This is a genomic window from Nocardia sp. NPDC049190 (assembly GCF_040648115.1).
In the GTDB taxonomy this organism is placed as follows: Bacteria; Actinomycetota; Actinomycetes; order Mycobacteriales; family Mycobacteriaceae; genus Nocardia.
This window is the reverse complement of record NZ_JBEZDE010000021.1, coordinates 47,467-66,326: the sequence shown is the minus strand read 5'-3', so window position 1 is coordinate 66,326 and position 18,860 is coordinate 47,467. Positions and strand designations below refer to the sequence as shown.

Here is an 18,860-nt window from a genome sequence, read left to right as displayed (position 1 = left end):
GGAATCGCGGTACACGATCGGAGTCTTGGAACCGGAAGCGCGGCTCCCGTGTTCGATCGAACGTGTACCGCGATCGCCGAAACCGATCCGCAGCAGGGCGCTACTCGACCGTCACCGGCTGCCTTCGTGTCGCTTGCACGGGGGAGCGATGCCGCGGCACCGAGATCGCCACCAACGCACCGAGGACCGCCACCGCGGCGAACACATAGAAGTTCACCTCGAAGCCCAACTTCCGCGCCGCGATCAAACCGCCGAGCGTCGGACCCGTGATCGCCCCGATTCGCCCGATGCCGAGCGACCAAGCCAGCGCCGTCGCCGCCAGATGCTGCGGATAGTGCGTGGCGCAGAATCCTCCGTTGAGTATCTGGGTGCCGACGCTACCCAGACCGGCCAGCGCGACCAGCCCGAACAGCACCCCCTGCGGCATATGCAGCGCAAGCATGAAGACCGCCACCGCTGCCAGTAGGAAGCAGGCTACGACCACGCGCTTGATCCCGACCCGATCCGCGATGAACGATGCTCCGATCGCGCCGAGCACCGCACCGGCATTGAGTACCAGAAGGAAAGCCAGCGACGAGCCGAGTGCGTATCCGGCGCTGCGCATGATCTGCGGCAACCAGGTGTTCAACCCGTAGACCAGCAGCAGTCCACAGAAGTTCAGGCCGGCGAAGAGCAGGGTAGACAGCAGCCAACGCGCCCGGAACAGCTGCACGAACGCATGTTCCGAGCCGACACCGGCTGCGGAATCACGCGGCGTGGATTCCACGACGTCGTCGTACACCACGCCGTAGCGGGCCGCGGTTGCTCGGGCTTCGGCTGTTCGTCCGTGCGCAGCGAGGTAGGAGATCGACTCGGGGAGCAGCCGATACGCCACCGGCAGGAGGGTGATGAGGGGAAGTCCTCCGATGGCGTAGAGGACCCGGAAATCGGTCTCGGGCAGCAGTGCGATGGCCGTAATCGCCGCGATCACTCCGCCGACGGAGTATCCGCTGAACATCACCGCGTTCGCGATCTGGCGGCGCGACCTGGGTGCGAACTCGATGGTGAGTGCGATACAGGTGGGGACAACACCGCCCAGACCGATGCCGGTCAGAAACCGCAGCACACCGAACACGATCTCGTTCGGCGCCGCCGCCGTGGCGAGCATGCAGGCCGAAAACCAGGCGATGGAACCGAGCAGGATGCGCCTGCGTCCGAGTCGCTCGGTGATCGCCCCTACCGTCAACGTCCCCAGCAGCATTCCCACGAGCGCCGCGCTGCCGATCACGCCCGCGGTGGACGCATCGAGATCCCACCTGTCGTACGCGATCAGGGTGGGCAGCGTCGAGCCGTATACCACCAGGTCGTACCCATCGAACAAGATGGTGGCGAAGCACAGCACGAGTATCGGTAAGCCGGTGCGGCGCTTGGTGTTGTCGTTCATGATTTCCCTGAGATCGAAGTGTTCGCCTGCGATCGTCGCGATGAAGGCGAGGGTCTGGCTGCGGGCTGACGGCGCGACTACGCGGCGACGGTGCCGAAGGCGAGGGTGGAGCTGGATGCGGATAGTATTGCGCATCCTTTACCAACGTAAGAGATACGCAATAGACATTTAACACACCGGCCGCTCGACGCGGGGCGGAATCCGAGAATTCCCGCCGGCGACAGCGTTCGCCAGTGCTGTCCACAATCGCGGGATGTGCACGGTCGGCAATCCCGGAGCCTCCGGGCCTTCACCGACAGGACGGCGAACGTCAACGCTGGAGTCGACCACACCCATAGGGCGCCGGACCGGTTCGACATCATCCCCGCCGTCGCCGCCATAACATTGACTATATTTTACGATCGTGAAGAATGCGTGATAAGTGCGGCGCGTTCTGCCCGACCTGCCATGACCGAACGGAGCCGAACCATGGACCCTGAGTTCAGCAAGAATCTTCTCGACAACGACCATTCCCAAGGCACGCGGCCCGACGGCCGCACCCCGCACGACCAGCTGGAGCGCTGATGATCGACACCACGGTGAGCTCCACAATCTTTACCGCCGCCCTCGCGCTGACCCCGACGGAGCCGCAACACTTCGATCTTGCCTTCACCGCCACGACCCAACCGTGCCCGTGGCCCAAGGCATACGGCGGTGACCTGGTCGCCCAGGCGGCAGCAGCGGCGATGCGGTCGGTGACCGACGGCAAGACCCTGCATTCGATGCACAGTTACTTCTTGCGTCCGGCGGACATCGGAGCGAACATCCGCTATGAGGTCGAGTTACTGCGGGACGGCCGCGGCTACAGCACGCGGCAGGTCCGCGGTTTCCAGAATGGCAAGCCGATCTACACCTGTCTGGCCAACTTCGCCGCCGGCGAGCCCGGCGCAACGTTCACGGCCGAGTTCGACCGGACCATTCCCGGGCCCGAAGAGCTGCCCAGCACGGAGGACTACCTCGCGGACCGCACCGGTGGATCGATGACCGAGGAGTCGAAGGCCTATTGGTCCCGCGGTCGCAGCTTCGACATGCGGCATGTGCCCGGCCCCGTCTATCTCGCCGTCGAGGGGGAACAGGTCGCGCACCAGGCGGTATGGGTGAAGCCGTTCGATCCGTTGCGGCCCGTCGACGGTCTGACCGACGCTCAGCGGGACCAAGCCGCGCTCGCCTATGTCTGTGACTACACGATCCTGGAACCAGTGCTGCGCGTGCTCGACCTCCCCTGGGCCCAGCCCGACCTGGTCACCGCCAGCCTCGACCACGCCATGTGGTTCCACCGCCCGGGACCGGTCGACGATTGGCTCCTCTACGTCCAGGAAGCGGTCACCGCCGACGCGGGCCGCGGCCTGGCTTCCGGCCGCTTCTTCACTCGCGACCAGCGACACCTCGCCACGGTGCTCCAGGAGGGAATGATCCGCACCCCCTGAACGACCGCAACTCGGCTGACCCACCGGAGATAGTGTCGGAACTCGCCGATCGATAACGTTCAGGCGACCACCAATTGATCGCCCGAGCGGTTGGCCGCCGGAAGCCCTCGGTCCGACTCCGGGCGGGCGACAAATTTCCGGATGCCTGGTCGAGGACAGTCTTCTCGCAGCCGACGGCGGTGAGCGCGCCAATGTGGTCATCACCTGGAGGGCAGCGGAGTACCGGCTGTCGGAGCGGTCACCGCATCAGCGCGGACGACGCGTCCACATACTACATCGACCCGGCGGAGGCAAAGCCCGCCGGGTCGATGGTCCCGCGTCCGCGCCGCGGATCAGCCGATGATGGCGTTCATGATCGTGCCCGCACTGGTCGCCACCGCGCCGCCCGCCATGGCGCCCGCGACCATCTTGGGCGACTGCAGGCCGCCGCCATTCCACTTCTCCCACGCGAATCGGCCGCCGCCGTACGTGATCGCGGTGATACCGGACAACTGGACCATCCAGGTGAAGTACCGGCCCATCTGCTCCAGCTTGTCGGCCAGCGGCGGCGCTTCCGCAGTCGGATCTTCGAACTGCGCGATCACTGTGTCGTGTAGCGCGGCGAGAATCATGCTCACGTTCGTACTCCTTTTCGCATGCTCAGGTGATGCCGGAGGCAGTTCGAGCGAAAGATCGCGCAGCCGGAATTCGGCGCGCCACGGGTACTGCGACGCTATCTACGGACTCGACAGTCCCGTGTCATGGGCGTCTCCTGCTTTCCACATGGCCCCTGGGAAAACTCGTGACAGGCTCGATTGAACCTCATCAGCAGGGAGTAAGCCCGGCGACACACCGCTCTCCCCCACGACTCGAGGCACAGCCGCAGCCCCTGCCGACTCCGATCGCCCCGAATACGCTGCACTCAGGCAGATCCTGACCGCACGTCGGTGCAGTGCGGCGCCGAATCTTCCGCCGACAGCACCATGACCGCGAGGAGGACACCGCACTGCGCTTCCTCGATTCCGCTGCTCATCACAGTGCCGATCATCGCGGCGACCGCGGTCGCCGCGGCTACGTCACGACTCCACGGAGACGGCGGGAGCCTCCGACGGCACGAATCGGGCCCGCCGAGAGGCAACCGATCGGCGACACACCGAGCGTTCGCCGGACTAGCATTAGAGAGGAAACTTATAGTGCAAAGTCGATAGTCGGGACGGCTCAGGTGACGCGCGGGCAGCACACGCGACGCCACTCAGGAGGAAACCGCGATGCCGAACAGCGATGTACAGGTCACTAACGGGTCACCGCCCAGAATCGATACGAGCGTCGCCCACGAGGCACGTGTTTTCGACTACTGGCTCGGCGGCAAGGACAACTATCCCGCCGATCGCACACTTGGTGACGCAATCGCCACGCATATTCCCGCCATCCGCGATATAGCCCGCGCCAATCGCGCATTCCTCGGGCGGGCGACCCGTCATCTGGTCGACGCGGCGGGGGTCGACCAGTTCCTCGACATCGGAACCGGTATGCCGTCCGCGGGCAACACCCATGAGATCGCCCAGCGCGTCGATCCGTCCGCACGCGTCGTCTACGTCGACAACGATCCGGTCGTGCTCGCGCACGCGCGCGCCTTGATGGCGAGCCATCCCCGAGGCAAAACCGCTTTCATGCAAGCAGACTTGAACGATCCGCGTTCCATCCTGGACAACGCCACCCTGACCGGCACCCTCGACCTCGACCGGCCGATCGCGATCATGCTGGTAGCGATCATGATGTACCTCCGCGACAGCGACGATCCGCACGGCATCATCCGCACACTCCTGAACGCGGCGCCCTCCGGCAGCTATCTGGTGATCACCCATCCCACCGCCGATTTCGACGAGCGTGTCATGGCGCGGGTGGTGGCCACCATCGAGCAGGCGGGTATCACTTTCCGGCCGCGCACCCGCGCCGAGACCGAATCCCTGTTCGCCGGAACGGACATCATCGAGCCGGGTGTCGTACCGGTGACCACGTGGCGTCCGGACTCCTGCGACCACGTCGATCCGGATCCGGCCTGGTTCTGGGCAGGTATCGGCCGCAAGCCTTGATCGTCGCGCGGCGGGCGACGCTCCGGATCATCGATCATCCTGCTGATCGGTGGTGTCAGAGCAGTCGTCGAGCAGCGGACCGGACCGATCGATCCAGACGAACAAGTCCTTCAGTCCGCGACTTTCACGACGAGTTTGCCGAAGTTGCGGCCCTCGAGCATGCCGATGAACGCCTCGGGCGCGGCGGCCAAACCGTCCACCACGTCCTCGAGATAGCGAACACGGCCGGCGGTGACCCATTCACCCATCTCGCGCAGGAAGTCCGGATACAGCTCGTCGACGAACTCCGACTGGATGAATCCACGCACGGTCAGGCTCTTGGTCAAAATGCGGCTGTAGTAGGCGGGGAGCCGATCCGGCCCTTCCGCGGCCCCCGACGCGTTGTAGTTGGCGATCAGGCCGCAGACCGGCACGCGTGCATAGGTATTCAGCAGTGGATAGACCGCGTCGGCCACCGCGCCGCCGACATTCTCGAAGTAGACATCGATTCCGTCGGGAACAGCCGCCGTCAACTGCTGCACGAAATCAGGGGCGCGATGGTCCAACGCGCTGTCGAAGCCGAGCTCGTTCAGGTAGGCGACCTTGCGCGGCCCGCCCGCGATACCGACGGTACGCGCGCCTTGGATCTTGGCCATCTGGCCGACGGTCGCCCCCACCGGTCCGGTGGCGGCGGCGACCACCAGCGTCTCACCGGGCTTCAGTCGGCCGATCTTGCGCAGGCCCGCGTACGCGGTGAATCCCGGCATGCCGAGCACGCCGAGCGCCGTCGAGACCGGAGCCGTCTCGGGGTCGAGCTTGCGCACACGGCGAGCCGATACGACATCATAGGTCTGCCACCCCGAATAGGACAGCACCATATCGCCTTTCGCCAGCGCGGCGGCACGGGATTCGAGCACTTCGGCCACGGTCGCCCCGACCATCACGGCACCGACCTCGACCGGTTCGGCGTAGGACTTCGCCGAACTCATCCGGCCGCGCATGTAAGGATCGAGTGACAGGTACCGCGTGCGCAGCAGAACCTCGCCCTCGGCCGGAGCCGGAAGCCGGGTGGTCTCGATACGGAAGTTCTCCGGGGTAGGCGCACCCACCGGCCGGGAAGCAAGCACGATTCGCGTCGACTCGACCATGCAGGTCACCCTAGTCGGTGCGGCGGGCACATATCGCACCCCGCACGCGCTCGCGCGTCGGGCGATCACCACGACGGCGCCTTCGGCCCGAGAACCAGGCCCGCCGTCGCCTCCAACGGCCGACCGGTAGCCGACCGCTGTCGCCGCGAGATCGTCTCGCGCGCAACACCTCCGTACCCGAGGGCGGCCAGCGGAATCGGCATGAGCGTCCGGGACATCGTGATGAGTTGTCCGAGCATTGGCACACTCGCGCGACGTTCGTAGCGTCGAGGACATGACCCTGGAAATCGGCGCCATGCTGCCCACCTCGACCCCTGACCCGGCGCATCCCATTCTCGGCGACGTGCGGGCGAGCGCCCGGTTCGCCGAGCAGATCGGGCTCGACTCGGTGTGGTCAGCCGATCACCTCGTCGCCAGCGCACCGATCCTGGACAGCACCGTGGTGCTGGCCACCGCCGCCGCCGCAACCGAGCACATCCGTATCGGCTACAGCGTCTTGCTGCTCGCGCTGCGCCCGACCGCCTGGGCCGCCAAACAGATCGCCACCTTGCAGTACGTCTCCGACAACCGCCTGTTTCTCGGCATCGGCACCGGCAATCCGGCACACGGGGATATCGGGTGGCGGGCAGCTGGGGCACCGTTCGCCGAGCGGGGCCGGCGCACCGACGAGGCGCTACGGGTGCTGCCCGACCTCGTCGCAGGGCTGCCGACGACGTTGCCGGACGGGACCGAGGTCACCCTGTCGCCCGGGGCGGTCATGCCGCCGATATTGGTGGCTGGCAACGGACACCGGGCAAAGCGTCGCGCCGCCGCCAACGGTAGCGGCTGGGTCGCCGTCGGCCTCGAGCCGCAACAGGTACCCGCGTGCGTGGTCGAACTGGCGGCGCTGGCCGACGAGTACGGGCGACACCCAGCTGCTGTCACGATCGTCGCACCCCCGCTGGCGACCGATCCCGGCCACGCGGCCGAACGGCTGGCCGCGTACGCGGACGCGGGCGCTACGCGAGTCATTCTCGCCCCGTCCGGCGCGGACTGGCGCGCCGACTACGAATTCGCGGCTGAGGTCAAAGAGCAGCTCTGAACGCGCCGATCACACGCTGCACAACAGCCCGATGCCGAGGGCCAGCAGTGTCATAGCGATCACCGAATCCAGCACCCGCCAGGCGAACGGACTGGCGAACAGCGGTCGGAGTAATCGAGCGCCGAAACCCAGCGCGGTGAACCAGAGCGCGCTGGCCAGCATCGCCCCCGCGCCGAGAAACCAGCGATCCGGACTGGCATAAGTGTTGGCAAAGGAGCCGAGCAGTACCACGGTGTCCAGGTAGACGTGCGGATTGAGCCACGTCAGCGCCAGGCAGGTGACCACGGTCGCATCGAACGCGACGGTGGCCCTGGCGGATTCGGCGACCACTGTGGCAGAGGTAAACACCCGCCGCGCGGCCAGCGCCGCGTACCCGATCAGAAACGCCGCACCCGCGTAGTGGGCCACGGCGACAACTTGCGGAGCAGATTCGACAATGAGACCGAACCCACCGACCCCGGCCGCGATCAGCACGATGTCCGACACCACGCACACCGTGACCACCGCGGAGACATGCCTGCCGCTGATTCCCTGGCGCAGCACGAAGATATTCTGTGCACCTATCGCCACGATCAGCGAGAGGCCGAAGCCCAAACCGGACGCGGCCGCGACCGCCGCGGAAGAAACACTCACGCGCATGGACGTTAAAGCTGGGCAGATACCCAGACAAGCTGATGATTATTCCCAATCGTTACAATTTCTTAGCTTCGTCATTACGAATACTTACTGTGCACCTTCGGCTCGACCCACCCCGCACTCGATGTCGCGATCACCGACGGGACCTTCGAGACGGCCGCTCGCCGAGTGACACCTAGTTGCGGCCGCGCCCATACCAGGATGGCAATGCCATCCAGGGAACAGCCGTCGCGATCCGTGTCCGTCCGCGCAACAGTCCGACATACCTACCGCACGTAGTCCCCACCGGCCCGAGTGCGCACCGTCGATGCCGCACGGCCCGCCGGTGGTCCCACTCATGAGTGGGACCACCGTGGCCGAACCAGTCAGTGCCCGAGTCGATCCTCAGACCCCGACCTCGAAAGAGATACTGCCACATCGGCTCCACCACGTCGCATCGGTGAACGCACATCTGCGCGTACATGCGCTTTGTGCACGTGTACGCACACTGCCCGCCGGCGACAATCACGAAATCGGGAAGTGAAAACGCCCCCGGAATCCGGGGTGACGACGTCTTTTCGAAAAGGCGGCCACCGATGACGCAGCGCTGCTCGAATCAAACCCTCCCACACCCAAACATCGTCGGCGGCAATCACATTCACAATTCGCCAGGCGGTGGATGCGCGGTTGGGCCGCACACCCGTCTGCATCACCCTGCCGTCTGCGATCGCTTCCGCACGATCCACCCGAGAGCCGGATGCCGGCTTCCACCGACGTGGCGGTCCGCACCGCGGCGTCGAGGGTCGTCGGGCCGCAGTAGTCACACTCCCGTATCCGGCCAGCGGACGACGACTCAGGCGATCCCCTCGCCCGAGCGCATTTCCGAGAGCAACTCCCTGAGGAATTCCACGCTCCTGGCCGGTGACAACGACTCCACGCTGAGCCTGTTCATCACCGACATATACAGCTCGACATCGCGGCGCTTGTCCAAATAGAGCGAGCTGGTGAGTTGCTCGGTATAGACGATGTCGAGCAGTTCGGTTTCCGGAAAGCGCAGGATACTGAAGGGTCCACCCGCGGCGGAGTGTCCTCCTGCCGAGTACGGCAGCACCTGGATTCGGACATTGGCACGTTCGGCCACCTGGACCAGATGCTCGATCTGCTCCCGGAGCACCAACATCCCGCCGACCGGCCTGCGCAGCGCGTTCTCGTCGATGACCGCCCACAGGGTCGGAGCGGCCACCCGGCTGAGAATCTGCTGGCGGCGTATCCGGATGGCGACCCGGCGCTCGGTCTCGTCGGTGTTACCGAGCTGGATCACCGCACGCGCGTAGTCGGCGGTCTGCAACAGACCCGGAATGAATTGCGCCTCGTAGGTGCGGATCGTGGTCGCGGCTTGTTCGAGTCCGATATAGGTCTCGAACCAGGCCGGAAGCAAGTCGCTGTAGTGCTGCCACCAGCCGGGGTCGTTGGCACGGCGAGCCAGCTCGAGGTAGGTTTCGCGTTCAGCGGGGTCGACAACGCCGTAGAGGCTCAACAGATCGTTCAGGTCGCGTTCTTTGAATCCGGTCCGCCCCAGCTCCAGACGGCTGATCTTGGCGTGCGATCCGCGAATGGCGTCACCCGCCGCCTCCCTGGTGATCGCACTACCCTCGCGCAACTGACGCAGCCGACTACCGAGCGCGATCCGCAGCACGGTCGGACCACGCTCTGCCGCAAGGAATTCCGCATTCCCGCTGTTGTCCTCGTCGTTGGTCATGGATGCCTCCGGCCGATAGGGGGGTAGACCGCGGAGCGCAGTGCCTCCACCATCACAGATCACCTGACGTCGGTAGTCGATCCTACTCGGCCGCGAACGCAGCTCGACGACGACGCGAGCGCGAGTCGAATTATGCTTCCGCAATCATGGATTCACAAGAGCGACAATGCAATAACTTCGGGCAATCCTGGGCGTGTCCGCGGCCGACTGCGTAGAGTCGCCCCCGATGATGGCCGAGCGGGACAGGAGCAGCCATGGCTTCGGTAGACGAGGCGACTCGGCTCCCGGGTGTGGATCCGAACACCCCCAGCATCGCGCGCGTTTACGACTACGCCCTCGGTGGCGCGGACTGGTTCGACGTGGACCGCAGGGCCTACGAGCACCTGAAGAAGGTCGTCCCGCACCAGGATGCCGTCGGTACGGCCAACCGGCGCTGGCTCGAGCGCGTGGTGCGGTATGCCACCGAAACGGCGGGCATCGACCAGATCCTCGATCTGGGTAGCGGCCTGCCCACCCACAGGAACACCCACGACGTCGCACAGGAACTCGGTGCCGAGGTCGTCGTTGTCTACGTGGACAACGACCCGATGTGCGTCGCCCGGGGCCGAGAACTACTCGAGGCGAACGAGCACACACACTTCCTGGATCTCGACCTCACCCGGCCTGCCGAGGTGATGGACGATCCCGACCTCAACGGTCATCTGGATCTGAGCAAGCCCGTATTGCTCATGCAGTGCGGAACACTGCATCACATCGATGACGACCGGGATCCCGCGGCGATCATGCACGAATACGTCGAGCGCCTCGCGCCGGGCTCATACGCGATGGTCAGTCACTTCTTCGACCCGGCCGGCGAGAACGAGCACATGCACGCCCTGGCCCGGCAAGCCGAGCAAGCCTTGCTCGACGAGGGCCTCGGCACCGGACGGTGGCGCACCCGCGCGGAGATCGAGGCATTCTTCGACGGCCTGGAGTTGGTCGCGCCGGGAGTGGTGGAATTGCACGACTGGTGGCCGAGCGGCCCCGCTCTGCGCACACCCTGGCCGGACGAGCGTCTCATCGTCGGAGGAGTCGGCCGCAAATCCTGATCCGTACCAAGAAGGGAGCTCGATATGGCGTCGTACGACACGCGGGTCACCGACGAGGGCGTCCGGGCCACATTGTCCGGCATCCTCGCCTGCACCAGTATCGATCTCGCGACCTCCAAGGACGGCATCAACTGGTCCTCGACCGCGTTTTTCGCGGAGCTGGACGAAGATCCCTTCCGCCTCACCCTCGTGCTCGAATCCGGCGGCAAGACGCTCGATAGCCTACGAACAAATCCGAACATCGGCGTCAAGGTCGTCCCAGCGGGATTCCTCAACCCGTTCGCGCAAGGGCTCGGAACAGCGGTGGTGCGCGAAGACCACGGCGAACGGGAAGAGACCTTTCGGACACTTCTTCGCAAAGAGCCACAGATCGAACCGTTCCTGTCCACTCCTATCGAGGCACTGATCGTGCACATCGACTGGTGGCGGGTCACGCACGTGCAAGGCGGGCTACTACCGGGACGAGTGCTGCGCCGGCCGAACACACCGTGAACCGGCGTGCCGGGTCCACCCAATGAATACCGGACGGTATTCATTGCGCGGTGTTGGTCGAAATGACCGGCAGCCGATCACATGAAATCATTTCCAGCCGAACGTATCCGACATTCATTGCTGTGGAAATCGGTGGACTCTAGGCTGGTGAGCCAACCGCACAGAGAGGTCCTCCATGTCTGATCCCACCCCCCGGACCGGTGTCCGCGCACCGGTCGGCGTGGACACGACACGGGCGAGCATCGCCCGCGTCTACGACGCCACCCTCGGTGGCAAAGACAATTACGAGGTCGACCGCTACGTCCGTGACAAGGTTGCCGAGGTCGCACCGCGCCAGAGCGACGTGGCCAGGATGAATCGACGCTGGCTGCACCGAGTAGTGCGATATCTGGCCGGGACCGTCGGCATCGACCAGTTTCTCGACATCGGCGCCGGTCTACCCACCGTGGGCAACACCCACGAGATCGCCCAGCAGCAGCAACCGGATGCGCGCGTGGTGTATGTCGACAACGATCCGGTTTGCAACATCCACGGCCGAGTACTGCTGGAACGCAACGAATACACCCGTTTCGTGCCCGGCGACCTGACCGAGCCGAGCACCCTGTTGTCACATGCCGAGGTCACCCAGCATCTGGACCTCTCCCGCCCGCTGGCGCTGATCCTCTGCGGCATCCTGCACCACGTCGACGACGCACTCGATCCCGCGGGCATCATGCGCAGATACATCGACACGCTGCCCGCCGGCTCATACGTCGCGATCACCCATTTCCACGACCCCTCCGATGGCTCCGAGGCCCACGACATGGCCATCGAGTTGCAACGACGCTTCACCGAGATGGGTTTGGGCTCCGGCTGGTACCGCACCCGCGCGGAGATCGCCTCGTATTTCGGTGATCTGGAACTGATCGAGCCCGGCTTGGTCGAACTCGACGACTGGTGGCCGATGGGGCCCGCACTCCATCCGCGACTGACCGAGGAACGGCTACTGCTGGGCGGCCTCGGCTACAAACCCGTTCCCGGCGTGGTGACCTCCCTGCACCGCAGGACCGGAAGCAAGAACGGCCGACTCGGTTCCCGCAACGGCGGCTCGGCGGAAAGGTGACACGATGAACTACGACGACCTGAACGGACCGCGCCTACGGGAGGACCGGTGGCGCTTTCTGGAAGTGCCGCTCGGCGGAGACCAGACCTGGCGCTACGCCGATCCCGCGGCGCAGACCGACATCGATGATGGCACCGTGTCGGTCCGGATCGACGCCTTCACCCGATCGAACTCGGATGTTCAGATCCTGGACAACCCGAAGCATCTGCTCGTGTCGGTCGAGGAATTCGACCTCACCGGTGGACCGCGAACCTTCGCAGTGGAGATGGCGGCGGAGAACATCGGCGCCACCGGCGAAGACTACCGGGACGGTTTCGCCGCGTTCAACGTCCTCGACATGAACAGCGCCCAGGTTTTCGACCTGATCGCGACCAGCAAGCACGCCTACGCGATCCACGAACGCCTGTTCGTGCCCGGTGTGGTCGACAAGGAACTCGCGTTCACGCATGTCGTGCACGCGCCGCTCGCGGGCGTCGACATCAAGCCCACCCAGTTCCACCGCTACGCGGTCAGCATCGACCGTAGCACCGGCGCTGTCGGCTGGTCCGTCGACGACTTCCCTGTCTACACCACGCACGCACCGAACCTGCCGGAGAAGATTCAGATCGGATTCGGCATCATCACCCTGCATCCGATCGAAGACGGACACAGCACCTCGCTGCGCGGACAGGGCCTGCACGCTCGATGGCGTCAATTCACCGTCGACTAGACGGCACCCGGCCGATCGAGGTCACCGACGCCCCCGGGATCCGATCGGCGCCCACCACCGTGCGACGCTGTCGGCCACGGTCAGTCGACCCACAGCCGTCGTCGACGATCGAGGTTATGACGCCGAAGCACGCCACGGTTCAACTGGTTTCGTCAACGTGGTCGGCGTCCGCGCCCGGACATTCGCGCCTGGATCATCGCTGTTATTCGGAATAGCATGGCGCCCAGCGAAACTTGCTTGGGCGCCATGCCTCCCGTAGACAAGGGCAACCGAAGTCCGCGGGTACGCGCCCCGCCAAGCGACCTCGACCGAAGATATTCGACGTCACCACGCAGGCGCGGACCACATGCCACCGATCTCGCGTTCGGCAAGGCGGCGGCCGCTGGCGGCACAGCTCAGATCATTTCCTTCCGTGGCCATTCGGCACTGCGGGCCTGGGGGAAATCTTCTGACGTATCGTCACTTTCGGCCAGATCCCATTCGAACTCGCTCATGTCGTCACCACGGCGCGGATCCCACACCATCGCCGCGGCCGCCCCGACCAACAACGTAACGACAATGGCCGCTACGACTCCATACAGCACGTTTCCAGCCTCCTGAGAACCGAATCGATGACGCGGCTATGGCGGATACGCAACGCGCACAGCTCTTTTCACGCCGCACGCATAGTAGACCCCGGATGCGGATCAGGACCCTCAGGTCGGCGACTTTCCCGGGCGGCCGGTGCGGATTCGCGCCGAGCGATCATGCCCACCGATTCCGCGGAAACACCACCGCGAATCCCCAGCGTCGCCTACGCTCATCCGGTGTCCCGGTGGCCCCGGGACATGCAGCGCGGCAACGGTACGCCCAAGCCGACCGCGATCGCTGGTGGTAGCGGTGAGGTTCGATCGTTCGATGAACCTCACCGTCACACCTGAATCGCAGCAATTCCTGCGGACATCGGCCCGGAATAACCCGCATCTGGCATCCTCCGGGCTACCGTCTTGAGTCATGGACGACATCGAACTGCAGCCACCGACCGTCGCCTCCGCCAAGCAGACCGGACTGGTCCTGGACATCGCCGCTCTCGACATCCACAACCCCCTCGCCGGTCCCGGCGAGATCACCTACCCGTACATCCGCTGCACCGACCATCGAGTTCTGCGCCTACCCCAACCACTGCACCGGTGGGCGACCGACACCATCGCGCTCAACCACGCCCAACGTGCCACCGGCGCGACGCCACTGTTTCCTGGACAGATCGAATTCGGCATCCTCGACGGCACGATGTACGCCGAACTGCTCTGACCGCCACGCGCCGCGGCGAGGGTCCGACCGCTCCGGCCGGACCCTCGCCGCCACTAGCACACGTCCTGGTCCCAGCTCTCCGAGACGACAGGCACGAGGCGAACCGGCGCGCCGACAGCACGCTCGGCTGCCGACGCCATCATGCCGCCCGAAGGCCGGGCCTTCGCACGGACGGCGTTACGCTGATGTCCGAGTGATCAGCAAACCTGGTGACAGTGCTCGATCGCAAGACGCGCCGATCTCGGGCGGCACGCTCCGAACGGTGGACGCGCCGCTGCCACCGACGACGGTCGGTCGATCTGTTGTGGCTGCTCGTCGGGCCGGTGCCGGAGCGGATGTCGGTGCCGCGCAACACGAAACAGACCCGAGACATCTTTCCCGGAGACCGCGTGTGAGCCGGGACTGTCGCGAGCAGCGATCAACGGCGAGCGCGGTGAACTCGTGACTCGAGGGGACCGGACCTGGCTCGGTAGCGAACGCACCGACGGCACGACACACTGGAGGCCGTGAATCGCATGTCATTCCACCGACGCTCCCGCGCACTGGACGGCCTGCCGTGACCGAACTCGCCCGCGGTGAGAACCGCCCCGCGCCCGGCGATCGGCTCACGGTCACCGTCACATGCTCTGCTCCCGTCGATGTGTCGGCCTTGTTGCTCAGCCCGCACGGGCGTGTGCGGTCCGACGCCGATTTCGTCTTCTTCAACCAGCCGACCGCGCCCGGCGTCATCTATCGGCACGGCCGCGGTGCCGGTGACGTGGTGGATATCCAGACCGGCGCGCTGCCTGCCGACGTCGACCGGGTCGTCGTCACCGCGAGCCTGGACGGCAGCGGGCCGGCCACTTTCGCCGGCGTCGGCTCGCTGCGCGCGAGCATCGCAGCCGAGGCCGGCACGCTGGCTTTCCCGATAACCGGGCTCAGCACCGAGGCCGCCGTGGTGTGCGTGGAGATCTACCGCCGCGGCGGCGGATGGAAGATCCGCGCAGTCGGGCAGGGTTACGACAATGGTCTTGCCGGAATCGCGACCGCGTTCGGCGTGAATATCGATGACGAGCCCGCCGCACCACCACCGCCGCCCGTCGCCCCGATTCCCCCGCCGAGCTACCAAGTGTCCGGTCCGGCGCCCGCGCCACCGGCGTATCCCTCGCCACCGGCCTACCCCTCGTCGCCCGCCGTACCACCCTCACCACCACTGCCCTCACCTGAGCAAGGAGCGCTGCCGATGCACAGCGAACTATTCGCCCCGAGCCACGCCGAAGTCACCGGTGTCGGCATCCAGAAGCAGGGCGGCAAGATGATCAAGGTCGCCGTCAATGGCGAGATCATGGCGCGCGCCGGGTCGATGGTCGCATACCAGGGAGAGTTGCAGTTCCAGGCGCTCGGTTCGGGCGGCATCGGGCGGGCGATCCAGCAGCGACTCACCGGCGAGGGCGTACCGCTGATGAAGGTGTCCGGCCGCGGCGACCTGTTCGTCGCCAACGGCGCCGCCGACGTGCACACGATCGATCTCGATGGCACCGACGGCCTCACCATCAATGGCGCCAACGTCCTCGCCTTCGATTCCACGCTGACGTACAACATCCGCATGGTGCAAGGCGCTGCCGGATTCGCCAGCAACGCCGGGCTGTTCAACTGCGTCTTCACCGGCCGAGGGCGAATCGCGATCACCACCCACGGCACACCGGTCGTGCTCAACGTCGACCAGCCCACCTATGCCGACCCGCAGGCGGCGGTCGCCTGGTCGTCCAGCCTGCAGACCGGGATCAAGCGCAACGATTCCTTCGGCCTCGGCAGGCTCATGGGGCGCAGCACCGGCGAGAGCATGACGCTGTCGTTCTCCGGCCGTGGTTTCGTCATCGTGCAGCCTTCCGAGTTGCCGCCGGGGGGCTTCATCGGCGGCACCGGCGGCGGACAGGAGGCCGGCCAGAGCGGCGGCGTACTCGGCGGGTTGTTCGGATAGCGGAGACGATCCCGGTCACGCCTGGCGCGACACCAGTTCCACGACGGTGATGTCCGACGGTGCGCCCACGCGTACCGGCGGACCCCACGCCCCGGCGCCCCGGGTGACGTACAACTGGGTGTCGCCGTACCGTTCGAGTCCGGCAACCGTCGGATTCGCCAGGCCCACAAAGTAATTCGCCGGCCAGATCTGGCCGCCATGCGTATGCCCGGACAACTGCAGGTCGACGCCGTGCCGGACCGCGGCGTCGATGAGCACGGGCTGGTGCGCCAGGAGAACAGCGGTACGCGAGCGGTCCCGGTCGCCGATCGCCGCGACGAAGTCGGGCCCGCGCCCGGTCCGCTCGCCCTGCACATCGTTCACGCCCGCCAGATCGAATCCGGGCAATTCCGTGCGGGTATTCGCGAGCAGCCGCATTCCGAGCTCTTGAACGTGGTCGATCCACTCGTCGGCGCCGGAGAAATACTCGTGGTTGCCGGTCACGAAGAACGCACCATGGCGGGCGCGCACGCGCGCCAGCGGCTCGACGGCGGAGCGCAGGTGCTCGACGCTGCCATCCACCAGATCACCGACGACGGCGATCAGGTCGGGGCGGGTGTCGTTGATGGTGCGGACCACCCGCTCGGCGAAACCGCGGCCGAGAACGGGACCGAGATGGATGTCGCTGACGACTGCGATGCGGAACCCGTCCGCTCGACGGGGCAGTTTCGCCAGCGGCACCGCGACGCGTTGGACGCTCGGTCCGTCGAGCACGCCGTAGGTCCCGGCGCCGACGGTGGTCGCCGCGGCAGCCACCGCTGCACCGCCGACGACGCGGGAAACGAATATTCTGCGCGGAATTCGGGTAGTCGTGGGCGCACCCGCCGCAGGTTGCGGCGCAATGTCTTTGGCCGGCAGTGAATCGGCGTCGACGCGATTTCCGCGGATGCGACACCCGTGTCCGGCACCGATGTCGTACCGAACCGCAGCAGTACGAGCCGAATCGGCTCGACTACCAGCAATGCCAGTAGCAGATACCCGAGAAACGCGCCCCACAGATAACCCGGCCAGGCGATGAGTCGGACCAACGGGAACGGCGCGGACGCCACTTCGGCAACGCTCGCGCCGACCAGGAGCAGCGGGCCGGCCACCACGACGACGGTGCCGACCCGCCGTGCGCGCGACCCCGTCACGGTGGCATCCCGCACGACCCGCCGCCACACATACCACTGCAGCCCGACGAACAGCACCGACACGAAGATCACGACAGCAACGACAGTCACGGCGAGGACACTCACCACCACGGCTGCACTCGCTGTGAACGTTCCGATTCCTCGGCGCCGATTCGCGACACGCCATCGATCACGCGCGCCGCATCGAGTTCACGCACCCCGGCTCATCTCATCCGCTCGATGAGGCCGCGCAGATAGGCGGCCTGACCCGCGTGCTGCAGATCGTCGGAGAGCACGCTGACCAACCGCACGCCGAGCGTCACCGGCGGATCCCACCGGATGTCCACGATCCGTTCGAGGTCGCTGTCGTCCAGCTTCCGGACGAAGCGCACCGCGTGGTCGTGCACCGCGTCGTAGTAACCCGTGAGCAGCTCGGCCGGTGCACGAACAACAGCGACGTCGACGGGGCGGTCGCCGTAGCCGGTCGCGCTTTCCTCGATCGGCAATCCGAATCGTTCGTACCAACCGTGCGCGGTCCACACCTGCTCGGTACCGGCCACGTCCGCCACATGATCGTCCTGCACCCGCGTCAGATGCCAGACCAGCCATGCGATCGAGTTGGCGCCGGGGTCGACTCGGTAGACGAGGTCGTCCTCGCCGAGCCCGTCCACCGCCTCGTGCACTACCTCCCGGATCCGCCCGAAGGCGTCGGTCAGCACATCGGCACTTCTCATTGTCTCGGCTCCTCCCTCGCGGTCAGATGCTGTCGACGGTACCGACCCGCGCCCCGAGCCGGGCCTGATACCGGACCGGTCGATGTGATCGGCGCGGGCCCACGTCCCATGCTCGACGTGCTGCGGAGCACTGGCGGGCCGGATTCCGAACAGCCGGTACCCCGGACCGCCGAATTCTCGCACGGCCGAACCACATTGAACGTGCCATCCTTTAACGGTACGATAGTTATTGGCTAGATAATTCCGATCCGACCGGCCGATTGTGGTTTCCGACCGGACGATACATACCGAAGCGAGGAAGTACCGATGATCCACGACGTCGACACCGGACGTGCCCGCCGAGCGCTTGCTCGCGTCGCACTGGCCGCCGCGCTCACGCTGACACCAGTCACCATCGCCGCGGCGCCCGCAATGGCAGAGCAGCCGGCCGTCGCTCAGGTGAGCCAGGGCGAAGAGATCCACGGCGGCTGGGGCCACGGTGGCCGGCATCGCCACGGCGGTTGGGGTGGAAACGGTTGGGGCGGTAATGGTTGGGGCGGCAACGGATGGGGCGGGCTCGGCGGCTACGGCCTGTGGGGTAGCCCGTTCGGCTACTGGGGCAGCCCATTCGGCATCTGGCCCGGCTTCTTCCTGCCTGGTACCGGAAGCGCCTTCTGACCACCCACGAGCGCATCAACCCACCCCGGCGGCTCGACGGTGGTGCGCGGTCGCACCGCGCATCACCGTCGAGCGGCACGGCGGAGCCGGGAAATCATCTGCACGACGTATGCGGCGAATAGCGAACGGTAATT

Annotated in this window: 18 protein-coding genes; 10 read left to right on the top strand and 8 right to left on the bottom strand. The window is 66.0% G+C overall.

Translation table 11 applies throughout. From position 1 onward, the window contains the following. Positions 1 to 100: 100 nt before the first annotated feature. Positions 101 to 1,558, bottom strand: a complete 1,458-nt coding sequence (locus AB0B25_RS19350) for an aromatic acid/H+ symport family MFS transporter (RefSeq protein WP_357181088.1) — start codon at positions 1,556 to 1,558, stop codon at positions 101 to 103. A gap of 428 nt (positions 1,559 to 1,986) precedes the next feature. Here AB0B25_RS19350 and AB0B25_RS19345 point away from each other — a divergent pair, with 428 nt between their 5' ends. Then, complete coding sequence (locus tag AB0B25_RS19345) at positions 1,987 to 2,889, top strand: acyl-CoA thioesterase domain-containing protein (protein WP_357181086.1); 903 nt, start codon at positions 1,987 to 1,989, stop codon at positions 2,887 to 2,889. A gap of 332 nt (positions 2,890 to 3,221) precedes the next feature. Here the strand turns inward: AB0B25_RS19345 and AB0B25_RS19340 are convergent, their stop codons facing one another. After that, the gene (locus tag AB0B25_RS19340) at positions 3,222 to 3,500 is read right to left on the bottom strand and encodes a hypothetical protein (protein WP_357074724.1); all 279 of its coding nucleotides are present in this window, start codon (positions 3,498 to 3,500) and stop codon (positions 3,222 to 3,224) included. A gap of 636 nt (positions 3,501 to 4,136) precedes the next feature. On the opposite strand from AB0B25_RS19340, the gene AB0B25_RS19335 reads away from it, so the two are divergent. After that, on the top strand, positions 4,137 to 4,961 hold the full coding sequence (locus AB0B25_RS19335) for an SAM-dependent methyltransferase (RefSeq protein WP_357181083.1): 825 nt from the start codon (positions 4,137 to 4,139) through the stop codon (positions 4,959 to 4,961). A gap of 110 nt (positions 4,962 to 5,071) precedes the next feature. Here the strand turns inward: AB0B25_RS19335 and AB0B25_RS19330 are convergent, their stop codons facing one another. Next, on the bottom strand, positions 5,072 to 6,088 hold the full coding sequence (locus AB0B25_RS19330; RefSeq protein ID WP_357181080.1) for an NADP-dependent oxidoreductase: 1,017 nt from the start codon (positions 6,086 to 6,088) through the stop codon (positions 5,072 to 5,074). Between the two features lie 274 nt (positions 6,089 to 6,362). Here AB0B25_RS19330 and AB0B25_RS19325 point away from each other — a divergent pair, with 274 nt between their 5' ends. Continuing rightward, a complete protein-coding gene (locus AB0B25_RS19325) occupies positions 6,363 to 7,169 on the top strand; it encodes an LLM class flavin-dependent oxidoreductase (RefSeq protein WP_357181078.1) in 807 nt (268 codons plus the stop codon). A 9-nt stretch (positions 7,170 to 7,178) separates the two neighbouring features. Here AB0B25_RS19325 and AB0B25_RS19320 read toward each other — a convergent pair whose 3' ends face one another. Together AB0B25_RS19320 and AB0B25_RS19315 are read right to left on the bottom strand one after the other, a co-directional pair. Continuing rightward, entirely contained in the window at positions 7,179 to 7,808 is a 630-nt protein-coding gene (locus AB0B25_RS19320) for a LysE/ArgO family amino acid transporter (protein WP_357181076.1), read from the bottom strand. An 829-nt stretch (positions 7,809 to 8,637) separates the two neighbouring features. After that, the gene (locus tag AB0B25_RS19315; protein WP_357181075.1) at positions 8,638 to 9,543 is read right to left on the bottom strand and encodes a helix-turn-helix transcriptional regulator; all 906 of its coding nucleotides are present in this window, start codon (positions 9,541 to 9,543) and stop codon (positions 8,638 to 8,640) included. Positions 9,544 to 9,797: 254 nt separating this feature from the next. On the opposite strand from AB0B25_RS19315, the gene AB0B25_RS19310 reads away from it, so the two are divergent. The 4 genes from AB0B25_RS19310 to AB0B25_RS19295 all read left to right on the top strand — a co-directional run bounded on the left by AB0B25_RS19310 (position 9,798) and on the right by AB0B25_RS19295 (position 12,934). After that, on the top strand, positions 9,798 to 10,631 hold the full coding sequence (locus tag AB0B25_RS19310; protein ID WP_357181072.1) for an SAM-dependent methyltransferase: 834 nt from the start codon (positions 9,798 to 9,800) through the stop codon (positions 10,629 to 10,631). A gap of 24 nt (positions 10,632 to 10,655) precedes the next feature. After that, entirely contained in the window at positions 10,656 to 11,123 is a 468-nt protein-coding gene (locus tag AB0B25_RS19305; protein ID WP_357181070.1) for a hypothetical protein, read from the top strand. A 175-nt stretch (positions 11,124 to 11,298) separates the two neighbouring features. After that, positions 11,299 to 12,225 carry an SAM-dependent methyltransferase gene (locus tag AB0B25_RS19300; RefSeq protein ID WP_357181068.1) on the top strand — a complete coding sequence of 309 codons (927 nt, stop codon included), beginning with the start codon at positions 11,299 to 11,301 and terminating at the stop codon, positions 12,223 to 12,225. Between the two features lie 4 nt (positions 12,226 to 12,229). Beyond that, positions 12,230 to 12,934, top strand: coding sequence for a DUF6081 family protein (locus tag AB0B25_RS19295; protein WP_357181065.1), 705 nt, complete (start codon positions 12,230 to 12,232; stop codon positions 12,932 to 12,934). 395 nt (positions 12,935 to 13,329) lie between these two features. On the opposite strand, the gene AB0B25_RS19290 is transcribed toward AB0B25_RS19295, so the two are convergent. Further along, positions 13,330 to 13,518: a hypothetical protein gene (locus tag AB0B25_RS19290; RefSeq protein ID WP_357181062.1), complete on the bottom strand. Its 189-nt coding sequence runs from the start codon at positions 13,516 to 13,518 to the stop codon at positions 13,330 to 13,332. A 409-nt stretch (positions 13,519 to 13,927) separates the two neighbouring features. On the opposite strand from AB0B25_RS19290, the gene AB0B25_RS19285 reads away from it, so the two are divergent. Next, positions 13,928 to 14,224, top strand: coding sequence for a hypothetical protein (locus AB0B25_RS19285; RefSeq protein ID WP_357074521.1), 297 nt, complete (start codon positions 13,928 to 13,930; stop codon positions 14,222 to 14,224). A gap of 556 nt (positions 14,225 to 14,780) precedes the next feature. Continuing rightward, entirely contained in the window at positions 14,781 to 16,184 is a 1,404-nt protein-coding gene (locus tag AB0B25_RS19280; protein ID WP_357181059.1) for an AIM24 family protein, read from the top strand. 15 nt (positions 16,185 to 16,199) lie between these two features. On the opposite strand, the gene AB0B25_RS19275 is transcribed toward AB0B25_RS19280, so the two are convergent. Further along, positions 16,200 to 16,979, bottom strand: coding sequence for a metallophosphoesterase (locus tag AB0B25_RS19275; protein ID WP_357181056.1), 780 nt, complete (start codon positions 16,977 to 16,979; stop codon positions 16,200 to 16,202). 580 nt (positions 16,980 to 17,559) lie between these two features. Next, on the bottom strand, positions 17,560 to 18,069 hold the full coding sequence (locus tag AB0B25_RS19270) for a DUF664 domain-containing protein (protein ID WP_357181053.1): 510 nt from the start codon (positions 18,067 to 18,069) through the stop codon (positions 17,560 to 17,562). A 306-nt stretch (positions 18,070 to 18,375) separates the two neighbouring features. Between AB0B25_RS19270 and AB0B25_RS19265 the strand changes: the two genes are divergently transcribed. Next, entirely contained in the window at positions 18,376 to 18,726 is a 351-nt protein-coding gene (locus AB0B25_RS19265; protein ID WP_357181050.1) for a hypothetical protein, read from the top strand. The last annotated feature ends 134 nt before the right edge of the window (positions 18,727 to 18,860 follow it).

Bases quoted from the DNA above. Each gene is read 5' to 3' on its own strand.
- AB0B25_RS19270 (WP_357181053.1), bottom strand. From the start codon at position 18,069: ATGAGAAGTGCCGATGTGCTGACCGACGCCTTCGGGCGGATCCGGGAG.
- AB0B25_RS19325 (WP_357181078.1), top strand. From the start codon at position 6,363: ATGACCCTGGAAATCGGCGCCATGCTGCCCACCTCGACCCCTGACCCG.
- AB0B25_RS19295 (WP_357181065.1), top strand. From the start codon at position 12,230: ATGAACTACGACGACCTGAACGGACCGCGCCTACGGGAGGACCGGTGG.
- AB0B25_RS19300 (WP_357181068.1), top strand. From the start codon at position 11,299: ATGTCTGATCCCACCCCCCGGACCGGTGTCCGCGCACCGGTCGGCGTG.
- AB0B25_RS19335 (WP_357181083.1), top strand. From the start codon at position 4,137: ATGCCGAACAGCGATGTACAGGTCACTAACGGGTCACCGCCCAGAATC.
- AB0B25_RS19285 (WP_357074521.1), top strand. From the start codon at position 13,928: ATGGACGACATCGAACTGCAGCCACCGACCGTCGCCTCCGCCAAGCAG.
- AB0B25_RS19320 (WP_357181076.1), bottom strand. From the start codon at position 7,808: ATGCGCGTGAGTGTTTCTTCCGCGGCGGTCGCGGCCGCGTCCGGTTTG.
- AB0B25_RS19330 (WP_357181080.1), bottom strand. From the start codon at position 6,088: ATGGTCGAGTCGACGCGAATCGTGCTTGCTTCCCGGCCGGTGGGTGCG.
- AB0B25_RS19305 (WP_357181070.1), top strand. From the start codon at position 10,656: ATGGCGTCGTACGACACGCGGGTCACCGACGAGGGCGTCCGGGCCACA.
- AB0B25_RS19340 (WP_357074724.1), bottom strand. From the start codon at position 3,500: ATGATTCTCGCCGCGCTACACGACACAGTGATCGCGCAGTTCGAAGAT.
- AB0B25_RS19265 (WP_357181050.1), top strand. From the start codon at position 18,376: ATGATCCACGACGTCGACACCGGACGTGCCCGCCGAGCGCTTGCTCGC.
- AB0B25_RS19315 (WP_357181075.1), bottom strand. From the start codon at position 9,543: ATGACCAACGACGAGGACAACAGCGGGAATGCGGAATTCCTTGCGGCA.
- AB0B25_RS19350 (WP_357181088.1), bottom strand. From the start codon at position 1,558: ATGCGCAATACTATCCGCATCCAGCTCCACCCTCGCCTTCGGCACCGT.
- AB0B25_RS19310 (WP_357181072.1), top strand. From the start codon at position 9,798: ATGGCTTCGGTAGACGAGGCGACTCGGCTCCCGGGTGTGGATCCGAAC.
- AB0B25_RS19345 (WP_357181086.1), top strand. From the start codon at position 1,987: ATGATCGACACCACGGTGAGCTCCACAATCTTTACCGCCGCCCTCGCG.